22 protein-coding genes are annotated in these 23,462 nt (G+C 71.6%); 4 read left to right on the top strand and 18 right to left on the bottom strand.

The window, feature by feature from the left end:
* Positions 1-6 precede the first annotated feature (6 nt).
* A complete protein-coding gene (locus BMZ30_RS05890) occupies positions 7-996 on the top strand; it encodes an LLM class flavin-dependent oxidoreductase (RefSeq protein WP_093376127.1) in 990 nt (329 codons plus the stop codon).
* Here BMZ30_RS05890 and nhaA read toward each other — a convergent pair.
* The 3 genes from nhaA to BMZ30_RS05905 all read right to left on the bottom strand — a co-directional run bounded on the left by nhaA (position 986) and on the right by BMZ30_RS05905 (position 4,606).
* On the bottom strand, positions 986-2,353 hold the full coding sequence (gene nhaA / locus BMZ30_RS05895; protein ID WP_229828568.1) for a Na+/H+ antiporter NhaA: 1,368 nt from the start codon (positions 2,351-2,353) through the stop codon (positions 986-988). The genes BMZ30_RS05890 and nhaA overlap by 11 nt on opposite strands.
* A 284-nt stretch (positions 2,354-2,637) precedes the next feature.
* Complete coding sequence (locus tag BMZ30_RS05900; RefSeq protein ID WP_093376129.1) at positions 2,638-2,901, bottom strand: metal-sensitive transcriptional regulator; 264 nt, start codon at positions 2,899-2,901, stop codon at positions 2,638-2,640.
* Positions 2,902-2,944: 43 nt separating this feature from the next.
* Entirely contained in the window at positions 2,945-4,606 is a 1,662-nt protein-coding gene (locus BMZ30_RS05905; RefSeq protein ID WP_093376131.1) for an FAD-dependent oxidoreductase, read from the bottom strand.
* A 172-nt stretch (positions 4,607-4,778) separates the two neighbouring features.
* On the opposite strand from BMZ30_RS05905, the gene BMZ30_RS05910 reads away from it, so the two are divergent.
* Positions 4,779-6,359, top strand: a complete 1,581-nt coding sequence (locus BMZ30_RS05910) for a serine/threonine-protein kinase (RefSeq protein WP_177191292.1) — start codon at positions 4,779-4,781, stop codon at positions 6,357-6,359.
* Between the two features lie 3 nt (positions 6,360-6,362).
* Here BMZ30_RS05910 and BMZ30_RS05915 read toward each other — a convergent pair whose 3' ends face one another.
* Both BMZ30_RS05915 and BMZ30_RS05920 read right to left on the bottom strand, forming a co-directional pair.
* Complete coding sequence (locus BMZ30_RS05915; RefSeq protein ID WP_093376136.1) at positions 6,363-6,575, bottom strand: CDGSH iron-sulfur domain-containing protein; 213 nt, start codon at positions 6,573-6,575, stop codon at positions 6,363-6,365.
* A complete protein-coding gene (locus BMZ30_RS05920) occupies positions 6,572-7,636 on the bottom strand; it encodes an iron-containing redox enzyme family protein (protein ID WP_373296852.1) in 1,065 nt (354 codons plus the stop codon). Before BMZ30_RS05920 ends, BMZ30_RS05915 begins: the two co-directional genes overlap by 4 nt.
* A gap of 137 nt (positions 7,637-7,773) precedes the next feature.
* Between BMZ30_RS05920 and BMZ30_RS05925 the strand changes: the two genes are divergently transcribed.
* Entirely contained in the window at positions 7,774-9,285 is a 1,512-nt protein-coding gene (locus BMZ30_RS05925) for an SDR family oxidoreductase (RefSeq protein ID WP_093376138.1), read from the top strand.
* On the opposite strand, the gene BMZ30_RS05930 is transcribed toward BMZ30_RS05925, so the two are convergent.
* Genes BMZ30_RS05930 through BMZ30_RS05960 form a run of 8 tightly spaced genes read right to left on the bottom strand, consistent with a single transcriptional unit; the run spans position 9,260 to position 17,039 of the window.
* Positions 9,260-10,141: a prenyltransferase gene (locus BMZ30_RS05930; protein ID WP_093376140.1), complete on the bottom strand. Its 882-nt coding sequence runs from the start codon at positions 10,139-10,141 to the stop codon at positions 9,260-9,262. The two genes, BMZ30_RS05925 and BMZ30_RS05930, sit on opposite strands and share 26 nt — an antisense overlap.
* Entirely contained in the window at positions 10,138-10,473 is a 336-nt protein-coding gene (locus BMZ30_RS05935; protein ID WP_093376142.1) for a lycopene cyclase domain-containing protein, read from the bottom strand. Before BMZ30_RS05935 ends, BMZ30_RS05930 begins: the two co-directional genes overlap by 4 nt.
* On the bottom strand, positions 10,470-10,799 hold the full coding sequence (locus BMZ30_RS05940) for a lycopene cyclase domain-containing protein (RefSeq protein WP_093376144.1): 330 nt from the start codon (positions 10,797-10,799) through the stop codon (positions 10,470-10,472). The genes BMZ30_RS05935 and BMZ30_RS05940 overlap by 4 nt, the downstream gene beginning before the upstream one ends.
* Positions 10,796-12,397 carry a phytoene desaturase family protein gene (crtI, locus tag BMZ30_RS13680; protein WP_177191293.1) on the bottom strand — a complete coding sequence of 534 codons (1,602 nt, stop codon included), beginning with the start codon at positions 12,395-12,397 and terminating at the stop codon, positions 10,796-10,798. The genes BMZ30_RS05940 and crtI overlap by 4 nt, the downstream gene beginning before the upstream one ends.
* Entirely contained in the window at positions 12,394-13,269 is an 876-nt protein-coding gene (locus BMZ30_RS13685) for a phytoene/squalene synthase family protein (protein WP_177191294.1), read from the bottom strand. Before BMZ30_RS13685 ends, crtI begins: the two co-directional genes overlap by 4 nt.
* Positions 13,266-14,279 carry a polyprenyl synthetase family protein gene (locus BMZ30_RS05950; RefSeq protein WP_093376146.1) on the bottom strand — a complete coding sequence of 338 codons (1,014 nt, stop codon included), beginning with the start codon at positions 14,277-14,279 and terminating at the stop codon, positions 13,266-13,268. Before BMZ30_RS05950 ends, BMZ30_RS13685 begins: the two co-directional genes overlap by 4 nt.
* Positions 14,279-14,863: an isopentenyl-diphosphate Delta-isomerase gene (gene idi / locus BMZ30_RS05955; protein WP_093376148.1), complete on the bottom strand. Its 585-nt coding sequence runs from the start codon at positions 14,861-14,863 to the stop codon at positions 14,279-14,281. The genes BMZ30_RS05950 and idi overlap by 1 nt, the downstream gene beginning before the upstream one ends.
* A gap of 22 nt (positions 14,864-14,885) precedes the next feature.
* Entirely contained in the window at positions 14,886-17,039 is a 2,154-nt protein-coding gene (locus tag BMZ30_RS05960; protein WP_093376152.1) for an MMPL family transporter, read from the bottom strand.
* Between the two features lie 62 nt (positions 17,040-17,101).
* Here BMZ30_RS05960 and BMZ30_RS05965 point away from each other — a divergent pair, with 62 nt between their 5' ends.
* Positions 17,102-17,626, top strand: coding sequence for a MarR family winged helix-turn-helix transcriptional regulator (locus BMZ30_RS05965; RefSeq protein WP_229828565.1), 525 nt, complete (start codon positions 17,102-17,104; stop codon positions 17,624-17,626).
* A 46-nt stretch (positions 17,627-17,672) separates the two neighbouring features.
* On the opposite strand, the gene BMZ30_RS05970 is transcribed toward BMZ30_RS05965, so the two are convergent.
* The 5 genes from BMZ30_RS05970 to BMZ30_RS05990 all read right to left on the bottom strand — a co-directional run bounded on the left by BMZ30_RS05970 (position 17,673) and on the right by BMZ30_RS05990 (position 23,263).
* Positions 17,673-18,533 (bottom strand): glucose 1-dehydrogenase, encoded by an 861-nt coding sequence (locus BMZ30_RS05970; RefSeq protein WP_093376155.1) that lies wholly within the window; start codon positions 18,531-18,533, stop codon positions 17,673-17,675.
* Positions 18,534-18,661: 128 nt separating this feature from the next.
* Positions 18,662-18,868, bottom strand: coding sequence for a hypothetical protein (locus tag BMZ30_RS05975; protein ID WP_093376157.1), 207 nt, complete (start codon positions 18,866-18,868; stop codon positions 18,662-18,664).
* A gap of 21 nt (positions 18,869-18,889) precedes the next feature.
* The gene (locus BMZ30_RS05980; RefSeq protein WP_093376160.1) at positions 18,890-19,495 is read right to left on the bottom strand and encodes an FMN reductase; all 606 of its coding nucleotides are present in this window, start codon (positions 19,493-19,495) and stop codon (positions 18,890-18,892) included.
* Complete coding sequence (locus BMZ30_RS05985; RefSeq protein WP_093377320.1) at positions 19,492-20,637, bottom strand: LLM class flavin-dependent oxidoreductase; 1,146 nt, start codon at positions 20,635-20,637, stop codon at positions 19,492-19,494. Before BMZ30_RS05985 ends, BMZ30_RS05980 begins: the two co-directional genes overlap by 4 nt.
* A gap of 154 nt (positions 20,638-20,791) precedes the next feature.
* Positions 20,792-23,263, bottom strand: a complete 2,472-nt coding sequence (locus tag BMZ30_RS05990; protein ID WP_229828563.1) for a glycogen/starch/alpha-glucan phosphorylase — start codon at positions 23,261-23,263, stop codon at positions 20,792-20,794.
* Between the last annotated feature and the right edge of the window lie 199 nt (positions 23,264-23,462).

Genomic DNA, 23,462 nt, shown 5'->3' on the forward strand with positions numbered 1-23,462 from the left:
GCCTCCATGCCCGCTCCTGTCTCGATCCTCGACCTCGCCACCATCTCTCCCGGCGCGACCGCACGTGAGAGCCTCGAGGGCAGCGTGCGCCTCGCACAGCTCGCGGAACGCAGCGGGTACACGCGAGTCTGGTACGCGGAGCACCACAACAACCCGGGGATCGCGTCGTCGGCCAACGCCGTCCTGATCGCGCACGTCGCCGCCCACACCACGCACGTCCGCCTCGGTGCCGGCGGCGTCATGCTGCCCAACCACGCCCCGCTCACGATCGCCGAGCAGTTCGGCACGCTCGCCACCCTGCACCCAGGGCGGATCGACCTCGGCCTCGGCCGCGCGCCCGGCACGGACCAGAACACCATGCGAGCCCTGCGGCGCGAACCGAGCGCCGCGGACACGTTCCCCGACGACGTCCAGGAGCTGCGCGGCTACCTCAGCGGACCGACCCTGATCCCCGGCGTCGAGGCGACGCCGGGCAAGGGCACCGACGTGCCGCTGTTCATCCTGGGCTCGTCCCTGTTCGGGGCGCACCTCGCCGCGGCCCTCGGCCTGCCGTACTCGTTCGCCTCGCACTTCGCCCCGGCCGCGCTGACGGAGGCGGTCGCCGTGTACCGCCGCGAGTTCCGTCCGTCCGCGCAGCTCGACGCCCCCTACGTCATCGCCGGGGTGAACGCCGTCGCCGCGGACACCCGGGAGGAGGCGCTGCACGAGCTGCAGCTGGCCCGGCGTGCTCGCGTGGCGCTGCTGTTCGGCCAGAAGGGCCGGACGTTCACCGCGGCTGAGGCCGACGAGATCCTGGACTCCCCGGCGGGCCAGCACGTCAACCAGATGGTGACCTACTCCGCGGTGGGCACCGTGCCCGAGGTCGGCGAGTACCTCGAGTCCTTCCGCACGCACGCGGACGCCGACGAGCTGATCGTCGCGCACCTACCGGTCGGGCTCGACGCACGCCTCCGTTCGGTCGAGCTGGTCGCGCAGGCTGCGGGGATCAGCTCGTGAGCCCTCGGCCGTCGTGCCGGTCGGCGTCGGCCTCGAACGTTTCCTCCTCGGCCTCGTAGACGTCGGGGACGCCGTCCGCGTCCGCGTCGGCCTCCTCCACCGCGACCAGGGCGCGGTAGGCGCGGTTGCGCGCTCGCAGGAGCGTGGTGGCGAGGACAGAGGCGAGCAGCGAGCCGACGAGCACGCCGACCTTGACATGATCGACCCGGAGGTCAGAGTCGTAGGCGAGGTCGCCGATCAGCAGCGAGACGGTGAAGCCGATGCCCGCGAGCATCGCGAGGCCCAGGACGTCGAGCCAGCGCAGGCCGGCATCGAGCTGTGCACGGGTGAACCGCGCCACCAGGTACGTCGTGCCGAAGATCCCGATGGTCTTGCCGACCACCAGGCCCGCCACGATCCCCAGTGCCACGCGGTCCTGCAGCGAGTCGACGAACCCGGAGAGCCCGCCGACGGTGACGCCGGCCGCGAAGAACGCGAAGATCGGGACCGCGACGCCGGCCGAGATCGGTCGCATCCGGTGCTCGAAGTGCTCGGCGAGCCCGGGGCCGGCCTCCGGACCGCCGGCAGCCTGCGACCGGATGACGGGGACCGCGAAGCCGAGCAGCACGCCGGCCACGGTCGCGTGCACGCCCGAGGCGTGGACGAGGGCCCAGGCGGCCACGGCGAGCGGCACGAGGATCCACCACGAGCGGATGCGCTTCTGCACCGCGACGGTGAACAGCCCCAGCGGGACGAGCGCGAGCAGCAGGGGCGTCACGGCGAGGTCCGCGGTGTAGAAGACCGCGATGATCGTGACCGCCAGCAGGTCGTCGACCACCGCAAGGGTGAGCAGGAAGGTGCGCAGGGCGACGGGCAGGTGGGTGCCGACGACGGCGAGCACCGCGAGGGCGAAGGCGATGTCGGTCGCGGTCGGGATGGCCCAGCCGTTGAGGGCGCCGTCGCCCGTGGTCGCGTTGACAGCGACGAACACGAGCGCGGGGACCACCATGCCGCCCACGGCGGCGAGGATCGGCAGCGCGGCCCGGCGCGGGTCGCGCAGGTCGCCGGCGACGAACTCACGCTTGAGCTCGAGGCCGACGACGAAGAAGAAGATCGCGAGCAGGCCGTCCGCCGCCCACGTGCCCAGCGACAGGTTCAGGTGCAGCGCCTCGGGGCCGACCTTGAAGTCACGCAGCGCGTCGTAGGACTCCGCCCACGGGGAGTTCGCCCAGACCAGCGCGAGCACCGTGGCGATCAGCAGGAGGATGCCGCCGACCGTCTCCTTGCGAAGGATCCCGGCGATGCGGGCGGCTTCGGGCCAGGTGCCGCGCCCGAGCAGGGGCAGCGGACGGCGGGACGGTGCGGGGGGTGTGGACACAGAGAATCCTCCCGGTGGGGTCGACGACGATGACGCCGACCAGACTTCCCGGCACACCAGTGGCCATCTTATGCGTCGCCCCCGCCCCCCGGCGCGCGGAGCGTCGAGGAGCGGGGGACGTCACAGGGAGGTCAGCGGCAGGTGCAGCGGTCCTTCGGCGCGACGTCGGCCATGACGCTGTCGACGTGCATGCCGCAGCCGTCCCAGGTGGTCTTGCCGCAGCGGGGGCAGGTGACGGGGAAGCACATGAGGGATCTCCTTCGGTGGGGTGAGGTGGATCAGGTTCAGGCGAGGGACAGGAAGAGCTTCTCGAGCTTGGCGACGTCGAGCGGAGTCTGGTCCGTGGGGTCGGTCATGCACTGGCGCAGGCCGGTCGCGATGATCGCGAAGCCCGCCTTGTCGAGAGCGCGGCTCACGGCCGACAGCTGGGTCACGACGTCGCTGCACTCGCGGCCCTCCTCGAGCATGCGCAGCACGCCGGCGAGCTGGCCCTGGGCGCGCTTGAGGCGGTTGATCGTGGCCGTCATCTCGGCCGGGTCGAGCTCCATGGTGATCTCCTTGAGGCGGTGGGTGCGCCGCGGCGCGCTGCTGCTACGGGGTGGACGTCGCGGTACGCCCTGCGAGCCAGGTGCGGTACCCGCCGTCGAGGTTACGCACCTCGGCGTCGGTGATCTCCGCGAGGAGCCGCGCGGCAGTGTGCCCGCGCTGCCCGACCTGGCAGTGCACGACGACGTCGGTCGCGGTGATCTCGTGCGCGCGGGCCCGGAGCTCGTCGAGGGGGATGTTCACCGCGCCGGGGATCGCGCCGGCGGCGAACTCGCCCGGGGTGCGCACGTCGACGAGCTGGCCACCGCCCGCGAGGACGGCGTCGAGCTCGTGCCACTGGACGCTGCGCGTGCGTCCGCTGCGCAGGTTGTCGGCGACGTAGCCGAGCATGTTCACCGGGTCCTTGGCCGACCCGAACTGCGGCGCGTAGGCGAGCTCGAGGTCGGCCAGGGCCGAGGCCCTGACGCCCGCAGAGATCGCCGTCGCGAGCACGTCGATGCGCTTGTCGACCCCGGCCCCGCCCACGGCCTGGGCGCCGAGGATCTCGTCGGTGTCCGGGTCGACGAGGAGCTTGATCGACATGCCCTCGGCGCCGGGGTAGTAGCCGGCGTGGTTGCTGGGGTGCGTGTGGATGACTCGGCAGGGGCGTCCCGCAGCGCGCAGCCGCTTCTCGTTCGCCCCGGTGGCTGCGACGGTGAGGTCGAAGACGCCGACCGCGGCGGTGCCCAGAGCGCCCCGTCGGACCGTGCGCGCGATGCCTCCCTCGCCGAGGATCACGTCGGCGACGTGCCGTCCGTGCCGGTTGGCGAGGTTGGCGAGGGGCACGAGCGTCTGGTCGCCGGTGAGGCCGTCCCGCTTTTCGGCCGCGTCTCCGACTGCGTAGATGCCGGGGACGTCGGTGCGGAGGTCGTCGTCGACGAGGATCCCGCCACGCGGGCCGATCGTCACGCCGGCGGAGGCGGCGAGCGCCGTCTCGGGTCGCACGCCGATCGCCATGATCACGACGTCGGCCGGGATCTCCCGGCCGTCGTCCAGCACCGCGGTGGTCGGGGTCAGGCGGGAGACCTGCCTGCCCGTCTCGACCTGGACGCCGTGCGCGCGGAGCTCGTCGACGACCGGTGCGGCCATCTCCGGGTCGAGCGGTGGAAGCACCTGCGGTGCGAGCTCGACGATCGTGACGCTCACGCCGCGCCGGACGAGGTTCTCGGCGAGCTCCAGACCGATGAAGCCTCCGCCGACGACGACAGCGGTGCTGGCCTGCGTCGTCGCCGCAGCGAGGCGGTCGACGTCGGTGACGTCGCGCAGCGTCAGCGCGCGCTCGGCGCCGGGGAGCGGAGGCACGAACGGGCGCGCCCCCGGGCTCAGCACCAGGTGGTCGTACGCCTGGTGGTATTCGGTGCCGTCAGCCGAGCGGACCGTGACGGTCCGCTGCGCGGCGTCGACGCCGACGACCTCGGCCCGGGTGCGGACGTCGAGGTCGAACCGCGCCGCGAGCGACTCCGGCGTCTGCAGGAGGAGCGCCTCGCGGTCGGCGATGAGACCGCCGACGTAGTACGGCAGGCCGCAGTTGGCAAAGGAGACGTGCTCCCCGCGCTCGAGGACGATGATCTTCGCTGCGGCGGAGAGGCGGCGGAGGCGGGTGGCGGCAGACATGCCGCCTGCGACGCCGCCGACGACGACGATGGTGGGTGCGGTGGTCTCAGGCATGGCTCCACCATACCCCCCGGGGTATACCCGAGCCTACCCGTCTGAGGGTGATCTGCGCCGCAGACGTCGGTGTCGGGTTGCCGCGGCGTCTTCGGTGACCGATGGTGGTCAGTGGTGCCGTGTCCTACGGGGCCTGCGTACCACAACGCCCGTCCGAGACTGTGGAGGGACGATGGCTGCTGGCAGCGGCATCCGGGTCGGAGACGTCATCGGCGACCGCTATCGCATCCTCGCCGTGGTCGGTCACGGCGGAATGGCCACGGTCTATCGGGCCCGCGACGAGGCGCTGGGGCGCGACGTCGCGCTGAAGGTCGTCCGCGCCGGCGCCGAGCAGGCGACCGGCATCACGATCCAGGGCGAGATCGACGTGCTCGCGACCCTCAACCACCACTCCCTGGTCACCCTCTTCGACGCCGGCGTCACGCAGGACGACGACGGCGACGTCCCGTACTTCGTGATGGAGCTCGTGCTGGGGGAGACCCTCGCCGACCGTGTGGCGGCAGGACCGGTGAACGAGGTGGACGCCGCGCGGATGGCTGGCGACCTGGCCGAGGGGCTGCACGTCGCCCACGCGAACGGGATCGTGCACCGCGACGTCAAGCCGGCCAACGTCCTGCTCTCGCCGTCGATGCTCCCCGAGCGCGAGTTCTCCGCGAAGCTCGCCGACTTCGGGATCGCCCACCTGGCGTCGGCCCCGCGCGAGACGCGACCCGGGACGTTCGTGGGCACCGTCGCCTACATCAGTCCGGAGCAGGCGCAGGGCGCGGACCCGGCGCCGCCGGCGGACGTGTACTCGCTCGGTCTGGTCCTGCTCGAGGCGATGACCGGGCGCCGAGCCTTCCCTGGTACCACCGGCGAGTCGCTCGTCGCCCGCGTGGCTGCCGATCCCAAGATCCCCGGCTCCTTGAGCCCCGAGTGGCGTGCGATGGTCCGCGCGATGACCTCGCGACGCCCGGACGACCGGCCGACCGCAGCGGAGGTCGCAGGCCTCGCTCGGCGGCTCGAGCTCCTCGCGGCCCAGGCACGCGACCGCGGGATGCCTGCGGCGGGCCGTGCTGCACCCGCCCCGGTGGTCGCTGCGGAGACGGGCGCAGGAGCCATCCCGACGGGCGCGGGCGCCGTCCCGACCGGTGCCGGCGAGCTGCCGACCGGCGCGGGGGACGTGCCCACCGGCGTCGGCCAGGCACCGACCGGAGTGCACGAGGCACCCGTGGGTGCCGACGCCGGCCAGACCGGTGCGGTCCCGCTGCCGACCGGTGCCCACGGGTCGCCGACAGCGGTGCTTCCCGTGGTGGACCCCCGGCACGGTGCGGTCGTGGCCTCCCGTCCCGCTGCTCGGCGGCGCGCCCGAGCCGTCCTCGCCGTGGCGGCGTCGAGCGCGCTCGTCGTGGGCCTCGTGGGCGCTGTGGTCTCCAGCCTCGACGACGGCACCGGGGAGGCGGGCAGCGGTGTCGCTGTCGAGCTCGACGGGGCTCCCGGGGACGCGCCCGTCGTGGGTTCCCTTGTCCCCGCGGGCGACCTGGAGCTGACGGAGGCGGAAGGCACAGTGACCGCGCCCGCAGAGGACCCCGGCTCGGCCGAGCCGACGACGGAACCGACCTCCGAACCGACCACAGCCGCGCCGGCCCCCACGAAGCCGGTGAAGAACCCGAACGCGGGGCCCAGCGAGCGGGGGAAGGCCAAGGGTCAGGGCGTCGGGAAGGACAAGCCCGGCAAGGGGGCCGACAAGCCCGGCAAGGGCAAGGGTCGCTGACGCTCATCCTTCGTCGGTCGTGAACCCGTTCACCTTGTGCGTCCCGTCGCAGAACGGCTTGATCGCTGACGCCCCGCACCGGCACAGCGCGACCGTGGGGCGCGTCCGAGTGACCTCCGAGCCGTCGGCCGCGAGGATCGTGGCGGGCCCGCGCACCAGCAAGGGGCCGTCGGGGCACGCGGTGATGACGACCTCGGGCTCCCGGCGCGCCGTCATGCGGCAAGCTCCCGAAGCGACGAGCGGTCCGCTCTCCAGGCATCGAGGATGCGTTGCCCCATCCAGCCGTCGACCGCGTGGCAGGCCGCAGCCCCGAAGAGGATGTCGTCGAGGAGCGCCGGCTCCTGCTCGGCCAGCGCCCCCGCGAGGTCCCGTCCGGCGATCTGCTCGTGCACCGCGTCGGCCTCGACGTGCTCGTCGAAGTACCAGGTCGTGTCCGCGTCGAAGCCGTGCCGCCGGAAGCCGTTGCCGAACAGCTGGTTGGGGATCGAGGACGTCATCTCGAACGCAGCCAGGTGCCCGACGATCGCACCGCGCAGGCGACGCTGCAGGCCGAACATGCTCATCATGTTGACCGACGCCAGCGTGTGGGCGGGGACGAGGTCGACGTAGGCGCCGTACGCGTCGTCGAGCCCGAGGCCGCGCATGGTGCGCGCGAACAGCGCCGCGTGCATGTGCTCGAGGCGTCCGCCGCCGTACTCGTCGGACTGGATCTCGACGAGCGCGGCCTTGGGGGTGCCGCCGAGCCGGGGGATCGCCCACGTGTGGGGGTCCGCTTCCTTGAGCTGGTAGACCGAGCGGTGCACGAGGAGCTCGTCCAGCTGCCCGCGCGTGGCAGTGCGAGCGACGTACGCGGACAGGCCGGGCCCCCGGGACGCGTCGGCGGCCATCGCGAACAGGGTGCGCGCGACGGCCGACGCGTCCGCGCCACCCTCGTGCTGCGGTACCTCGACGGTCGCGCGGAGCTGCGCCTCGAACGCGGTCTCGAGGCGACGACGCAGACCGATCAGCGCGGGGTCCCACTCGAAGTCGTCGGGGACGCCGTCGAGGCCTTGGTAGGACAGCTCGTAGAGCATCGTCAGAGTGATCTGCAGGTCCTCGTCCCCGACGAGGTCGCGGCCCTCGAGCACCGTGGCGACGGTCGCGAGGTCGTCGGTCGAGCGTCCGCGGGACAGGACGTCCACGAGGACGGCGCTGACCGGGCCGCGGGGCGCCGGCACGGGCATGCGCCGAGGCGACGCGGCCTGGGTCGGACGGACGGCGTGCTCCTGGACGGTCATGCGCGTGCTCCTTGGTTCGCTGGCCAGCACCGATGCGGCTGCCACCGCCATCATCAGGTGCACCGGCGGTCCGCGCGACCGGAAGGAGCACGGGTGCTCGAGTGGCGTGCGGAGCCTGGCGGCCCCATGCTCGCGACATGCACACCGACGCGCCCGACGCCGCTCCGCCCCCTCAGCCCACGTCCGGGGAACGCGTCCTGGTCACCGGCGCGACCGGGTACATCGGGGGGCGTCTGGTCCCGCTCCTGCTCGACGCCGGGTACCGGGTCCGGGTGCTGGTACGCACTCCCGCCAAGCTGGCGTCGGCCCCGTGGCGCGACGCTGTGGAGGTCGTCCAGGGCGATCTCGGGTCCGACGCCGACGTCGAGCAGGCGTGCCGGGACGTCGGAGTCATGTACTACCTGGTGCACTCTATGGGCGGCAAGGGTGACTTCGAGCGGACCGAGCGCGAGACCGCCGAGCGGGTCGCGAGGGCGACGACCGCGGCCGGGGTACGCCGGGTCGTGTACCTGGGTGGTCTGCACGCCGACGACGTGGAGCTCAGCACGCACATGCGCTCGCGCGCCGCCGTCGGCGACACGCTCCTCGCGGGGGACGTTCCCGCGGTCGTGCTCCAGGCTGGGGTCGTGATCGGCTCGGGCTCAGCCTCGTTCGAGATGATCCGGCACCTCACCGAGAACCTACCGGTCATGCCCGCACCGTCGTGGGTGCACAACAAGATCGAACCGATCGCGATCCGTGACGTGCTGCACTACCTCCTGCACGCCGCGAGCCTGCCCGGCGACGTGAACCGTGCGTTCGACATCGGCTGCCGCGAGCAGCTGACGTATGCCGCGCTGATGTACGGGTACGCCCGTGAGGCCGGCCTTCCCTCCCGGCGTATCTACTCCTCGCCCTTCCCGGCGCCGACCCTGGCGGGGTGGTGGGTCGCGCTCGTGACACCGATCCCGCACGCCATGGCCGTGCCGCTGGTGCAGTCGCTGCAGCAGGACGCGATCACGCGGGAGCGTGACATCGACGCCCTCATCCCGCCGCCCGAGCGGGGGCTGCTGGGTTACCGGGAGGCCGTGCGCCTCGCCCTCGCGCGCATGAACGACGGCGAGGTCGAGACCACCTGGACCTCCGCCGGATCGTCGTCGGACCCGCTGCCCAGCGACCCCGACTGGTCCGGGCGCACCGTTTATGTCGACGCGCGCGAGCGGCGCACGTCCGTGGCGCCTGAGCACGTCTGGGAGGTCATCGAGGGCATCGGGGGCGCGAACGGCTGGTACTCCCTCCCCGCGGCGTGGGTCATCCGTGGCCTGTTCGACAAGATCGCCGGTGGCGCAGGCCACAACCGCGGTCGGCGCCACCCGCAGCGGCTCGTCGTGGGCGACGCCGTGGACTGGTGGCGGGTCGAGGCGATCGAGCGTGGTCGCCTCCTTCGGCTGCGCGCAGAGATGCGGGTCCCGGGAGGTGCCTGGCTCGAGCTGGTGGCCGAGCCCGACGGCACGGGGACCCGGTACCGGCAGCGCGCGATCTACTTCCCTCGCGGGCTCGCGGGCAAGCTCTACTGGTGGGCCATCTGGCCGTTCCACGGGCTGATCTTCCCGTCGATGGCCCGGAACATCCTGGCGCGCGCCGCTACGCGAGCGCAGCGAGGATCATGACCTGCGTGACGACGAAGCCCGCCACCATGTTGAGCCAGAGGAACCGCCGCCACCCCGCGTTCGCGCGCTCGCACTCCGTGTCCGTCAGGTTCCGGTAGGGCCAGACGTTCGCGACGTACAGCAGGGGGAGCGCCGCGCACACCCACCCGGGCCAGCCGAGGGGCAGCAGGAGGACCGACGCGAGCAGGTACCCGACCAGCGCGAGGCGGACCGTGCGCCGGGCACCGAACACCGTCGCGATCGAGCCGAGGCCACCCGCGCGGTCCGCCGTGATGTCCTGCACGGCGCCGAACGCCTGGGAGGCGGCTCCCCACGCGAAGAACGCCGCGAGGGCGAGGACGACGGAGGAGGTCACCGCGCCGTCGGCGAGGGCGATGCCGTACACGGCGGGGCTGACGAAGTGCGTCGCGGAGGTGAGGGAGTCGAGGCCGGGACGTTCCTTGAACCGCAGCCGAGGCGCGGAGTAGGCGACGACGGCGAACACGCTGACCGTGAGCACGGCGGCGGCGGCCAGGTCCCCGACCAGGGCCAGGAAGATGAGGAACGGCACGTTCGAGCCCACGGCCGCCCACAGCGTCGTGCGGTGCCAGCGGTTGGACAGGACCGCGCCCTCGATGCCGCCCTTGCGGGGATTGCGCAGGTCGGACTCGTAGTCGAACACGTCGTTGATCCCGTACATCAGCAGGTTGTACGGGATGAGGAAGTACAGGACGCCGACGAGCCAGGCGACATCGATGCCCCCGCCCGCCAGCAGGTAGGCGGCGCCGAACGGGAACGCCGTGTTGATCCACGAGACGGGCCGGGAGGACCACAGGACCTGCGCCGCGCCGGTCCGCCACCCCTGTGGGGTGCTCAACGGACGTCCTTGGGCCGCGCGGCTCCGGGGCGCAGCCCGATCGCCTCAGCCACGGCAGGCAGGCCGAGCCCGACGGCGACGGGCCACGCGAGGTCCTCCACGGGCGTGAGCCACATCACGACGCCGGACAGCGCCTCCTCGTCGTACCGGAAGAGGTCGGCCGCGATCATCAGCGAGTCGAAGACGACCGTCATGGCGCTCAGTGCCACCACGGTCACGGCCATCGCGGTGAGCACCCGGCCGCGTCGCTCTCGGGGCACCCGCACGAGCGCGAGAGCAGCGACGACGGCCACGGCGACGACGAACAGCAGGTTGAAGACGCCGTAGCTCATCGTGGGGCCCGCTCTCGCTCCGCCAGGCGCAGCGCGACCAGCCCGTAGACGTTCATGGTCAGGTAGCACAGGAAGGTCACGAAGAAGATCTCCTCGATCGGCAGGTGGGGAGCGAGCTCGATCCCCGTCAGGGCGCTGCCCTGGCCACGCTCGAAGAGGCCCCGGCTGATGGCCGCCACGTCCCACGCGAGGAAGAAGACGATGCCCGCGCCGTGCACGACCACGGCGCGCCGCGGGTCCGCCCACCAGAACAGGTGCCAGCGACGGTCGATCACGACCATGGAGGCGAGGCTGACGAGGATGGCGAGGAGGTACCAGCCGGTCACGCGGCGGCCGCCCCGTCCCCTGCCGGGGCGGCCGGCTCGGGCGACGGCCCCGGTGAGGAGTCGCCGCGGGACCGCTTCAGGATGAGCTCGGCGCTGATCAGGCACATCGGCAGCCCGATGCCCGGGATGGTCGACCCTCCGGCGTAGAGCAGGCCGGAGACCTTGCGCGAGGAGTTCCGGGCCCGGAGGAAGGCGCTCTGACGCAGCGTGTGCGCGGGACCGAGGGCCCCGCCGCTCCACGAGGAGAAGTCGGTCGCGAAGTCCGCCGGTCCGACCGTCCGGCGCACGCGCACCCGCGCGGCGAGGTCGTCGATACCTGCCCAGCGGGACACTTGGGCGATCGCCGCGTCGGCGGCCGCCTCGACCGCCGCGCTGCCCGCGCCGCCGATGCCGCCACCTCCGATGCTGACGTCGGCCGGGACCGGCACGAGGATGAAGAGGTTCTCGGCGCCCTCGGGGGCGACGGACGCGTCGGTCTGCGACGGTTTGCACACATAGATCGACGCGGGGTCCGGGATGTGCTGGTCCGACCCGAAGATCGCGGAGAAGTTGGCGTCCCAGTCCCGCGTGAAGAACAGCGAGTGGTGCGGCAGCTCGGGCAAGTCTCCGTCGACGCCGAGGTAGACCAGGACCGCGCCGGGACCCGACGTGCGGCGGTCCCACCACTCCTGCGGATAGGTCTGCAGGTGTCGGGGGAGCAGCTCTGTCTCGAGGTGGTGCAGGTCACCCGCGCCGACGACGACGTCGGCCGGCACGTGCTCGGTCGCCCCGGACCCGGTGCGCACCTCGACACCCGTGACGCGCGTCCCGCCACCGGTGCGGATGGTCGTCACCGCGGTCACGCGGGCACCGGTGCGGATGCGCGCGCCGCTCGCCTGCGTGAGCCGCGTGATCGCCTCGATCACGCGGGTGAAGCCGCCCTGCGGGTAGTAGACGCCGTCTGCCAGGTCCATGTGACTCATCAAGTGGTACATGCTCGGGGCCCGGTCCGGGCTGGTGCCGAGGAATACCGCGGGGTAGCCGAGCACCTGGCGCAGGCGAGGGTCGGCGAAGTAGCGCGCGACGAACTTCTCCAGCGGGGTGGTCAGCAGGCTCACCAGGCGACCCGAGCGACGCACGACCTCACGGCTGCGGAATGCCGACGTCGTGCGGAAGTCGGTGTACAAGAACCGGCGTGTGGCGATCTCGTAGGCCTCCTTGGCGGAGGCGAGGTAGTCGCGCAGCCGGGCGCCCGCGCCGGGCTCGACCCGCTCGAACGTGGCGACGTTGGTCTCGAGGTCCGCCCGGATGTCGATCGGCTCGTCGCGGCCCTCGAAGAAGACCCGGTACGCGGGGTCCAGCACCTCGAGGTCGAGCTCGCGTGCAGCGCTCGTCCCGAGCAGGCGGAAGAAGTGGTCGAACACCTCGGGCATCAGGTACCAGGACGGACCCGTGTCGAAGCGGAACCCTCCGGACTCCCAAGACCCGGCGCGGCCGCCGACCTCGTCGCGCTGCTCGAGCACCGTCACGTGGTGACCGTCTCGAGCCAGGAGGGCGGCCGTCGCGAGCCCTGAGATCCCCGCACCGATCACCACCACGCGCTTTCCCATGCTGGTCATCGTGCCCCATCTCGTGCTCCGGTCGCGAGCAGGCCGCTCGCGAGGACCCTGATCTTGCGGGGGCCGCTGACGCGGACCCGCCGGTTGCCCAGCTCCTGCGCGGGTGTCTCGCGCAGCACCCGGGAGAGCTCGGCGAACAGGTCGTGTGCCGCCCGCACCGCGCGCCGGCTCGAGCGAGGCAGCGCCGGGATCACCACGGCCGCGGCGTGCAGGTCCGCGTCGATGTCGTCCAGCAGCGTGTCGCGGTGGGCATCGGTGAGGTCCTCGACGGCGACACCAGGGAAGTAGCTCCGGCCGAGGTCGTCGTAGTCGGCCGCAAGGTCCCGCAGGAAGTTCACCTTCTGGAACGCCGCGCCGAGGCGGCGGGCGCCGGGGGAGAGGTGCTCCCAGGCGCGCTCGCGCCGCCCCGGGGCGACGTCGAGGAGGAACACCCGCAGGCACATCAGACCGACGACCTCGGCCGAGCCGTAGACGTAGGTCTCGAAGGACTGGGCGGTGTGCACAGCGGTGTCGAGGTCGGCGCGCATCGACGCGAAGAACGGGTCCACGAGCGTGCGGTCGATGCCGGACTGCCGGGCGGTGAGGGCGAACGCGTGCACCACCAGGTTCGTCGAGCAGCCGTCGGCCAGCGCTGCGTGGACCTCGCGCTCGAGCGCGTCGAGCGCCCCGGCGCGGTGCTCGGCGGGGAACGGTCCGTCGACGACCTCGTCGGCGACCCGCACGAGCGCGTAGATGTTGCGCACGTGCCGCCGGACGGGAGGTGCGAGCAGGCGCGCCGCCCACCCGAACGACGTGGAGTAGCGGCGGATGACGACGGCAGCGCTGTCCTGGGCGGCCCGGTCGTACAGCCTCCGGCCGCGGTCCGCGCTCACGCGGCCCTCTGGACGGCGGTCGCCGTCATGTCGGCGATCCAGGCCCGGAACCGCTCGGGCACGGGGAGGTTCGCCGTCACGGACAGCGCGGTGCTCACGTAGTCCGTCGCGAGGTCCTCGATCGCGGACCGTGCGCCGCACGACTCGAGCACGTCGCGCACGTGCCGGGCGCGCTCGGCGGTCAGGTGCGGGTCGCCGACGTCGTGCGCGATCGTCGCCCAGCAGGCGGTCGTGCGTGCGTAGGCGATCAGCGGCGTGACCTTGCCCTCGCGGAGATCGGTGACGGTGCTCTTTCCGGTGACCTCCTCGTCCCCGAAGACACCGAGCAGGTCGTCGACCAGCTGGAACGCGATGCCGACCATCCGGCCCACCTCGCTCAGCCGCCCCGAGATCTCCTGAGGGGCCCCGGCGAGCACCGCGGCGGCCTGGAGCGGCAGCTCGAACGAGTACACAGCCGTCTTGTGCTCGGCCATCGTCAGCACCTCGCCGAGGGTGGGGTCGCCGAGGTCGAGCGAGAACCGTACGTCCGCGAGCTCGCCCGCGGCGGTGACCTGGACGGCACGCTCGAGCAGGTCGAGGAGGCGGCGCACCGTCTCCGGCCCGGTCGGGGCGAGAGCCATCATCCGGGTCGCGCCGACCAGGGCGAGGTCGCCGGCGAGGATGCCCGCCGTCTGCCCGAGCAGCTCGGCCTTGTCCGCCCGCGCCCCGGAGGCGAGCGCACGGTGGGCGAACGTGCCGGACACGTTGAGCTCGCCCCGGCGGATCTCGTCGCGGTCGATCACGTCGTCGTGCATGACGAAGCCGGTGTGCAACAGCTCGATCGCGTCGCCGACGTGCTGGGCGAGCGCGAGGTCATGCCCGCCGAGCGCCTGGTAGGCGCCGGTGACGAGCGCCGGGCGGAACCGCTTGCCGCCCCGGCTGGCCCGTCCCATGCTCCGCCACAGCTGCGCGTAGTCCGGGTCGAGATCGGCCGCGAGGGCCCCACCGTCGTGCAGGAATGTCTCGAGCATCACCGCTCACCGCCGCTCGGCGGGGCGTCCTCGAGCTCGGCGAGCGCGTGGATCTGCTTGACCATCCACGGGCTGAAGACCCAGGGGGTCGCGGCGATCGCGCGGCCGACGTCCGCCGGTGCGCCCCACGCGAGCTCCATCACCTCGTCGGGGTTCGGCACCGGTTCGCTCCCGACGGTCGCCAGGTACACGGGGCACATCTCGTTCTCGACGACGCCGTTCGCGTCCACCGCGCGGTAGCGGAAGTCCGGCAGCGCGAGCTGGATGCCGGTGACCGTCATACCGAGCTCGTGCTCGGCGTGCCGCTCGATGGCCTCGAGCATCGTCTCGTCGGTGCGCGGGTGGCCGCAGAACGAGTTGGTCCACACGCCCGGCCAGGTTCGCTTGGTCAGCGCGCGTCGGGTGAGGAGCAGCGCGCCGTCCGGGCCGAAGACGTAGCAGGAGAACGCGAGGTGGAGCGGGGTGTCGGTGCCGTGCACGAGCGCGCGCGGCATCTGGCCGATGTGCCGGCCGTCCTCGTCGAGGAGCAGCACGTGGTCCTCGGTAGCGGGAGGGTGCGCGGCCTGGTCAGCGGTCGTGGTCATCGTCAGATCTCCTTGTCCGTGGTCAGCTGGCCGAGCGGCTGAGGCGCGACGGCCACCAGACCGCACGCCCGAGGTCGTAGGTCGCCGCGGGGACGAGGAGCGACCGGACGAGGAACGTGTCCAGCAGCACGCCGAAGGCGACGATGAAGGCGAGCTGAGCGAGGAACAGGATCGGGATCACGGCCAGCGCCGCGAAGGTCGCCGCGAGGACGATCCCGGCCGAGGTGATCACGCTGCCGGTGATCGACAGCCCGCGCACCACGCCCTCGCGGGTGCCGTGCAACTGCGACTCCTCCCGGACCCGCGTCATGAGGAAGATGTTGTAGTCGACCCCGAGCGCCACGAGGAACACGAACCCGTACAGCGGTACGGCAGGGTCGGCACCGGGGAAGCCGAGGATCTCGTTGAACACGAGCGCCGAGACGCCCATCGTCGCGAGGTAGGACAGCACCACGGTGCCCATCAGGATCACCGGGGCCACGATCGACCGGAGCAGGATCATGAGGATCAGGAGGATCACGACCAGAGCGACAGGGATGATCAGGTTGCGGTCGTGGGTCGAGGCCACGTTCGTGTCGAGGGCTGTGGCTGACACCCCACCGACGAGGGCGTCGGCGCCCAGCTCCGCGCGCAGCTCACGCACGGTGTCTTCGGCGGCCGTGGAGTCGGCTGCGTCGCTCAGGGTCGCGGAGAGCAGGATGTCGCCGTCGACGACGGTGGGCTCTCCGGCAGGTGCGCCCTCGCCGAGCGGCTGGATGCCCTCGGGCGTCACGGGCAGCGTGCCGCTGGGGGAGTCCTTCGACTGCACCGCGAGCGAGTCGACGCCGTCGAGCGCGAGGATCGTCGCGGCGGCGTCCGCGAGGCGCTCCTCGGCGACGAGGACCTGCGCGGGGCTACCGGACCCGTCCGGGAAGTGCTCACCGAGCACCTCGAGGCCGTCGCGGGCGTCGGAGGCGCCGAGGACGAGCTCGGACTGCGGGACGCCGCTGGCCTTGAGACCGGTGACGCCGACGCTGGCAGCGACCAGGAGCACGACGCAGCCGACCCAGATCGCTCGGGGCGAGCGGGCGACCCACCGCGCGACGCCGCCCCACACGCCCGCGCGGTGCGTGCCGGCGTCGTCGCCCACCGGGGGCCTCGGGCGGCGCGGCCAGAAGGCCGCCGCGCCGGTCGCGTAGAGCAGCGCCGGGAGGAACGTGAGCGCGGCGAGCATCGCGAAGCCGATGCCGACGGCGGCGACGGGTCCGAGCGCCTGGTTCGACGCGAGGTCGCTGAGCAGGAGGCACAGCAGGCCGGCGATCACGGTTCCGCCTGAGGCGAGGATCGGCTCGAGGGAACCGCGCAGCGCACGCCAGGTGGCGGGCCACCGTCGCTCGGTCGCGATGGCCTCGCGGTAGCGGGAGACGTAGAGCAACGAGTAGTCGGTCGCTGCACCGATCACAAGGATGAACAGGATGCCCTGCACCTGGCCGTTGAGCGTGACGAGCTCGGCCTTGGCCAACCACCACACGGTGAGGATGGACGCGCAGAGCGCGAAGAGCGACGTCGCCAGCACGAGGAACGGCAGCAGCGGAGAGCGGTAGACGACGACGAGGATGACCAGGACCGCGCCGAGGGCGACGAGGAGGAGCAGGCCGTCGATCCCCTCGAAGGCGGCGCCCAGGTCCGCGGCCTGCCCGGCAGGGCCGGTCACGTAGGCCTCCAGCCCGTCGGGCAGACCCTCGAGCGACGTGCGCAGCTCCTCGACCACGGTGGCGAGCTCGGCGCCCGTGTCGAGCGGGAGGAACACCTGCGCAGCGAGCCCGTCCTCGGACGGGATCGCGGGGGACACCTGTCCGACGACGGGGCCGTCCTGGGCGAAGTCGCCCACCACCGCGTTGATCGCCGCGAGGGCGTCCTCGGTGAGGGGCTCGTCGCTGTCGACCACGACGATCGCGGGGATCGCGTCGCCACCCGTGAACTCCGTCGTGCGCTTGGCGACCTGCGTGGACTGGGCGCTCTCGGGCAGGTAGGCGGTCTGGTCGTTGCTCGAGACCTCACCGATCTTGCCGAAGTACGGGCCACCGACGCCAGCCAGGGCTAGCCACACGAGGATCAGTACGGCGGGGATCAGCGCGCGCAGCCAGCGTGGGGCGCGGCTCGGGGCGGTGGCCTCACCGCGGGTGTGCGTGTTCACAGCAGAACCGTACCGCAGTTTTTGCTAGACGGCCTAGTTAGTTGGTGGGCTAGTATGACGGCGTGAAGGATGAGGCGGCAGGTCCCCCCGGCTACTGGAACCACGGACCAGACATACGCGTGGTGCTCGAGGCGCTGCGCCGCTTCCTGCGCGCCGACCAGACGATGCGTCGGCGCGTGAGCGCGGCCATGGACATGAACGTCTCCGACCTCCAGGCGCTGCAGCTCGTCGTCGCGGGAGAGGGCGCCGGCAAGACGGTCAGCCCGCGCGACCTCAGCGCGCACCTGGGGATATCGACCGCCTCCACGACCGCGCTGCTGGACCGGCTGACGGCGTCCGGGCACCTGGTGCGAGCCCCCCACCCGACAGATCGCCGGAGCGTGGTGGTGCGCGCCACCAGCCACGCGCACCAGGAGATCCGCGAGCGGCTCGACCACATGCACCGGAGGATGGCTGCGATCGCCGCCGAGGTCCCGCACGAGGCGCGGGCGCCCCTCGTGCGGTTCCTCGAGGCGATCTCCGACGAGCTCGAGTCCGCGGACATCATCCCCCTGACCCCGGCGCCGGACTCCGCGGGCGAGGGCTGACCCGGCCGGCGCACGGCCCGCCGCGGCCGGTGCCCCTGGCCGGCGGTCAGAACACGGGCTTGCCCCCGGTCACTCCGAGCACGGTGCCGGAGACGTAGCTCGCGTCGGCGTCGGACGCCAGGAACACGAAGGCGGGCGCCACCTCCCGGGGCTGCCCGGCGCGGCCCAGCGGGGCGTCGGAGCCAAAGACCTCCAGCTTGGACTCCGGCTGGGTGGCGGGCTGCAGGGGCGTCCAGATCGGTCCCGGCGCCACCGCGTTGACGCGGATGCCGCGCTCGCCCACCTCGGCCGCCAGGTTCACGGTGAAGTTGTTGATCGCCGCCTTGGTCGATGCGTAGTCGAGCAACGACGTCGAGGGCTCGAACGCCTGGATGGACGAGTTGTTGATGATCGCCCCGCCCGACCCCATGTGCTCGAGCGCCGTCTGCGTGACCCAGAACAGCGCGTAGAGGTTGGTCTTGAACACGCGGTCGAGGTCGGTCGTGGTGATGTCGGCGATCGAGTCCCGCCGGGCCATCTGGTAGCCCGCGTTGTTGACGAGCACGTCGAGGCCGCCGAGCTCGGCGACGGTGCGGCGGACGACTTCGCGGCAGTCTTCCTCCTGCGTGAGGTCGCACGGCAGCTGGACGCAGCGCTTACCCTCGGCCTCGACCAGCTTGGCGGTCTCGTCAGCGTCGGGCTGCTCCTCGGCGAGGTACGCGATCGCCACGTCGGCTCCCTCTCGCGCGTAGGCAAGAGCGACCGCACGGCCGATCCCGGAGTCGCCTCCGGTGATGAGGGCGTGCTTGCCGGCCAGCTTGCCGGTGCCGCGGTACGTCGACTCGCCGTGGTCGGGCCTCGGTTCCATGGGCGCCGTGAGGCCGGGCGGCTGCTGCTGCTGGGCGGGGAAGCCCTGTCCTTCGGTCATGGCGCGCTCCTTGGGTCGGATGGCAGGTGCTCATCCAACGTAGGACGTGACGCCGGTGGTGCAACCGGAACGCAGAGACGCTCGCCCCCGGCCGGGGGCGAGCGTCTGTGGTGGGGCGACGGCCCGCGTCAGTCCTGGCGTGCGTGCATCGGCAGGAGGAACGCGAGCCCGGTGGCGAGGAGACCCGCCGTGAAGAACCACGGGCTCTCCTGGCTCACCCCTTCGCCGAAGGCCCAGACGCCCGCGACGAAGACGGCGAAGCAGACGATGAAGAGGAGGCCTTTGACGGCGGCGGGCGCCTCGGCGCCGCTCGACACGGGTTCGTGGTTGCTCATGTCCTCGATCCTACTGGCCGCTCACGGCTGTAGCTGGTCGAACGGGACGAAGTCGTCGAACGGGTCGGCGGGCGCGCGTCGAGGCACCGCCCGGAGGAGGTTCGCGAGCTCACCGGCAGCCCGCTCGATCCGCGCACCGAGGGAGTCGGACGACGCGGTGCCCCAGTCGGACGACGCCGCGAACACGGCGGTCGGCACCACGAGCGCGCCGAGGTACGCGAACAGGGGGCGCAGCGCGTGGTCGAGCACGAGCGAGTGCCGCTCCGTCCCGGCGGTCGCACCGAGAAGCACGGGCGTCCCGGCGAGCGCCTTCGCCTCGAGGACGTCGAAGAACGACTTGAACAGTCCCGAGTAGGAGGCCGAGAAGACCGGCGTCACGGCCACGAGCGCGTCGGCGCCGGCGACGGCGTCCAGGGCCTCGCGCAGCTCGGCCGGAGCGAAGCCCGTGAGCATCGTGTCCGTGATCTGGTGTGCGAGGTCGCGCAGCTCCACCACCCGGACGGTGACGGAGTCGCCGCCGAGCTGGAGGTCGTCGATCGCGGCCGCCACCAGCCGATCGGACAGGAGGCGGGTCGACGAGGGCTGGCTGAGGCCGGCGGACACGGCGACGACGGAGCGCGCGGTCATCGTGCGACCTCCGGCGAGGCGCCCGTGACGTCGTCGGCGGGTGCGTAGACGGTGGAGTCGCTCGGCCCGCCGGCGGCGGCGACCCGGGCGGCGTGCGTCGGAGCCTCGGGAACGTGAGCCGGGCGACCGACGGCGAGCTCCTTGCGCAGGACCGGCACGACCTCCTCACCGAGCAGGTCGAGCTGCTCGAGGACCGTCTTGAGCGGCAGACCCGCGTGGTCCATGAGGAAGAGCTGACGCTGGTAGTCGCCGACGTGCTCCCGCATGGTCGCGTAGCGGTCGATCACCTCCTGCGGGCTGCCGACGGTCAACGGCGTCTGCTCGGTGAAGTCCTCCATGGAAGGGCCGTGCCCGTACACGGGCGCGTTGTCGAAGTAAGGGCGGAACTCGCGCTTGGCCTCCTGCGAGCTCTTGCGCATGAACACCTGCCCGCCGAGGCCCACGATCGCCTGGTCCGCCGCACCGTGCCCGTAGTGCTCGAACCGGCGACGGTAGAGCGCGACCATCTGCTTGGTGTGGGTGATCGGCCAGAAGATGTTGTTGTGGAAGAAGCCGTCGCCGTAGTACGCCGCCTGCTCGGCGATCTGGGGCGAGCGGATCGACCCGTGCCACACGAAGGGTGCGACGCCGTCGAGCGGGCGAGGGGTCGATGTGAAGCCCTGGAGCGGCGTGCGGTGCTTGCCCTCCCAGCTCACGACGTCCTCGCGCCACAGGCGGTGCAGCAGCGCGTAGTTCTCGATCGCGAGGTCCAGGCCCTCGCGGATGTCCTTGCCGAACCACGGGTACACAGGACCCGTGTTGCCGCGCCCCATCATCAGGTCGACGCGACCGTCCGCGAGATGCTGGAGGTAGGCGTAGTCCTCGGCGATCCGGACGGGGTCGTTCGTCGTGATGAGCGTCGTCGCGGTGGAGAGCACGAGGCGCTCGGTCTGCGCCGCGATGTGCGCCAGCAGGACCGTCGGGTTGGCGGGCGCGGCGAACGGCGGGTTGTGGTGCTCGCCGGTCGCGAAGACGTCGAGGCCGACCTCCTCGGCCTTCCGGGCGATGGCGACGGTCGCCTTGATGCGCTCGTGCTCGGTGGGCGCGCGTCCGGTGGTGGGGTCGGGCGTGACGTCTCCGACGGTGAAGATCCCGAACTGCATCATGGCTCCTAGCGGTCGACGAGAAGTGTTAGTTGACCTTTCAACCAACACTCCGTGCTGCTTGTTCCCATCCGACCACGGATGCAGGTGACCCCGCCGCCCAGAGGGCGACGGGGTCACGAGCGTGGACCGCCAGGCGGCCCGGACGGAGCGGTCAGCGCACCGGCTGCGGCTTCGCGTGCCAGATCCGGTCCAGGTAGTCCTGGATGGAGCGGTCCGAGCTGAAGAAGCCGGTGCGTGCGACGTTGAGGATCGCCGACCGGGACCAGGCCTCCTGGTCTGCGTAGGCAACCTCGACCTTGTCCTGCGCGTCGACGTACGCCTGGTAGTCGGCGAGCACGAGGAAGCGGTCCTTGCCCAGGAGGTCCGACAGCACGAACTCGAACGCGTTGCGGTCGCCGTTCGAGAACGCCCCGGACGCGATGAGGTCGATCGCGCCCTTGAGGGAGCGGTTGCCCTCGTAGTACGCGCCGGGCTTGTAGCCGGCGTCTACGACGTCGGCGACCTGAGGCTCGGTGAGCCCGAACAGGAAGAAGTGCTCGTCGCCGACCAGGTCGTAGATCTCGACGTTCGCGCCGTCGAGCGTCCCGATCGTCAGGGCGCCGTTGAGCGCGAACTTCATGTTGCCGGTGCCCGAGGCCTCCTTGCCGGCGAGCGAGATCTGCTCGGAGAGGTCGGCGGCCGGGATGAGCTTCTCGGCGAGGGTGACGTTGTAGTTCGCGGGGAATGCGATCTGCAGGCGGCCCTGGAGCTCGGGAGCGTGGTTGACGACCTTCGCCACCGCGTTGATGAGCGCGATGATCTCCTTGGCCATCTTGTAGCCCGGAGCTGCCTTCGCGCCGAACGTCACCACGCGCGGCGTGATGTCGCTGGCCCGGAGCTCGCCCCGCAGCACGCGGTCGTAGAGCGTGACGACGTGCAGCAGCTTGAGCATCTGGCGCTTGTACTCGTGCAGGCGCTTGACCATGACGTCGTACATGGCGTCGGCAGGCAGCTCGATGCCGTCACGCTGGGCGATCAGCTCGACGAAGCGCTCCTTGTTGGCTGCCTTGACGGCCCGGAACTCGCTCCGGAACGACGCGTCCTCGGCGAAGGGCTCGAGCTCGCGGAGCCGCTCGAGGTCCTTGACCCAGCCTTCACCGATCGCCTCGGTGATGAGGTTCGCAAGGCCGGGGTTGGACAGCGCCAGGAAGCGGCGTGGCGTCACGCCGTTCGTGACGTTCGTGAACTTGCTCGGCCACAGTTCGGAGAAGTCGTTCAGCACCTTGTCGCGCAGGAGCTGCGAGTGGAGCTCAGCGACGCCGTTGATCTTGGACGAGCCGATCGACGCGAGGAAGGCCATGCGGACCGCGCGCTCAGGCTGCTCCTGGATGATCGACATGCGGCGGGCGCGCAGCTCGTCGCCCGGGTAGGCCTTGCGGACCTCCGCCAGGAACTCCTCGTTGATCTGGAAGATGATCTCCAGGTGGCGGGGGAGCAGTCGACCGAGCAGCTCGACCGACCAGACCTCGAGGGCCTCCGGCAGCAGCGTGTGGCACGTGTAGTTGAACGTCTTGCGCGTGACATCCCAGGCCGTGGCCCAGTCGATGCCACGTTCGTCGACGAGGATGCGCATGAGCTCGGGGATCGCGATGACGGGGTGCGTGTCGTTGAGCTGGAAGGTGACGCGCTCGTGGATCTTCGTGAGGTCGAAACCCTGGGGCAGCGTCTGGTTGATGAAGTCTGCGAGCGAGGCGGCGACGAAGAAGTACTGCTGCTTGAGACGCAGCTCCTTGCCCTGGGGCGTGGAGTCCTCGGGGTAGATGACCTTGGAGATGTTCTCCGCGACGGTCTGGGCGCGCACCGCAGCCTCGTAGTCACCCGCGTTGAAGATCTGCAGGTCGAACGCGTTGGTCGCCTTCGCGCTCCAGAGGCGCAGGGTGTTGACGTTCTTCGTGCCGTAGCCCGGGACCATGTAGTTGTACGGCACGGCCAGCACGCAGTCGCCCCGGACCCAGCGCGTGCGCTCGACGCCGGCGGCGTCCGTGTAGCGCTCGGTGTGGCCGTGGAAGCCGACCTCGACGGCCATGTCGGGGTGCGCGAACTCCCAGGGGGACCCCTTGCTCAGCCAGGGGTCGGGCTGCTCGGCCTGGCGCCCGTCCACGAAGGTCTGGCGGAAGATGCCGTACTCGTACCGGATGCCGTAGCCGACGGCCGGGATGTCCATGGTGGCGAGCGAGTCGATGAAGCAGGCGGCCAGACGACCGAGGCCGCCGTTGCCGAGGCCAGGCTCGACCTCGGTGGCGCCGATCTCGTCGAGGTCGAGGCCGAGCGCGGCGAGCGAGTCGCGGGCGACCTCGGCGAGACCGGTGGCGAGGAGCGCGTTGGGCAGCTGCGGGCCCATGAGGTACTCGGCGGACAGGTAGGCGACGGCCTTCGCGCCCTTCGCGGTCTGCGTGGACAGTGTGTCGAGCCAGTTGTCGATCATGTAGCGGCGGACGGTGCGGGCGAGCGCCTGGTACAGGTCGTCGCTGCTGGCGAAGCCAAGATCGACGCCCTGCTCGTAGCGCAACTGGCGCACGAACTCGCTTGTGAACGACTCGACGGTTGCGGGAGAGGAGCTGAACCTCTGGGTGTTCTCAGTCACGGTGTGCACGCTACCCGCCACCCCCGGCGTGCGCCATGACCTTTGGACCATCTTCTTGCAAGCGCGCCAGACGTGATTCAGTGGTCGCCATCGCTCTGGACGCGTGCTGCACGCCTCTGACCTGCGAAAACGCGCGACCACGGCCTCGGCCGCGGCCCTCCGACGCCTTGCAAGCACCATTGCAACATTTCGGTTACGT

Source organism: Flavimobilis marinus, from assembly GCF_900113055.1.
Taxonomy (GTDB): domain Bacteria; phylum Actinomycetota; class Actinomycetes; order Actinomycetales; family Cellulomonadaceae; genus Flavimobilis; species Flavimobilis marinus.

What these genes read in the sequence shown, in the direction of transcription:
- BMZ30_RS05920 (WP_373296852.1), bottom strand. Translation starts at nt 7,636, where the DNA reads ATGACCGTCCAGGAGCACGCCGTCCGTCCGACCCAGGCCGCGTCGCCT.
- BMZ30_RS05900 (WP_093376129.1), bottom strand. Translation starts at nt 2,901, where the DNA reads ATGGAGCTCGACCCGGCCGAGATGACGGCCACGATCAACCGCCTCAAG.
- BMZ30_RS05905 (WP_093376131.1), bottom strand. Translation starts at nt 4,606, where the DNA reads ATGCCTGAGACCACCGCACCCACCATCGTCGTCGTCGGCGGCGTCGCA.
- BMZ30_RS05980 (WP_093376160.1), bottom strand. Translation starts at nt 19,495, where the DNA reads ATGACCGCGCGCTCCGTCGTCGCCGTGTCCGCCGGCCTCAGCCAGCCC.
- BMZ30_RS05975 (WP_093376157.1), bottom strand. Translation starts at nt 18,868, where the DNA reads ATGAGCAACCACGAACCCGTGTCGAGCGGCGCCGAGGCGCCCGCCGCC.
- BMZ30_RS05970 (WP_093376155.1), bottom strand. Translation starts at nt 18,533, where the DNA reads ATGACCGAAGGACAGGGCTTCCCCGCCCAGCAGCAGCAGCCGCCCGGC.
- crtI (WP_177191293.1), bottom strand. Translation starts at nt 12,397, where the DNA reads ATGACCAGCATGGGAAAGCGCGTGGTGGTGATCGGTGCGGGGATCTCA.
- BMZ30_RS05890 (WP_093376127.1), top strand. Translation starts at nt 7, where the DNA reads ATGCCCGCTCCTGTCTCGATCCTCGACCTCGCCACCATCTCTCCCGGC.
- BMZ30_RS05925 (WP_093376138.1), top strand. Translation starts at nt 7,774, where the DNA reads ATGCACACCGACGCGCCCGACGCCGCTCCGCCCCCTCAGCCCACGTCC.
- BMZ30_RS05915 (WP_093376136.1), bottom strand. Translation starts at nt 6,575, where the DNA reads ATGACGGCGCGCCGGGAGCCCGAGGTCGTCATCACCGCGTGCCCCGAC.
- BMZ30_RS05935 (WP_093376142.1), bottom strand. Translation starts at nt 10,473, where the DNA reads ATGAGCTACGGCGTCTTCAACCTGCTGTTCGTCGTCGCCGTGGCCGTC.
- BMZ30_RS05985 (WP_093377320.1), bottom strand. Translation starts at nt 20,637, where the DNA reads ATGCAGTTCGGGATCTTCACCGTCGGAGACGTCACGCCCGACCCCACC.
- BMZ30_RS05950 (WP_093376146.1), bottom strand. Translation starts at nt 14,279, where the DNA reads ATGCTCGAGACATTCCTGCACGACGGTGGGGCCCTCGCGGCCGATCTC.
- idi (WP_093376148.1), bottom strand. Translation starts at nt 14,863, where the DNA reads ATGACCACGACCGCTGACCAGGCCGCGCACCCTCCCGCTACCGAGGAC.
- BMZ30_RS05910 (WP_177191292.1), top strand. Translation starts at nt 4,779, where the DNA reads ATGGCTGCTGGCAGCGGCATCCGGGTCGGAGACGTCATCGGCGACCGC.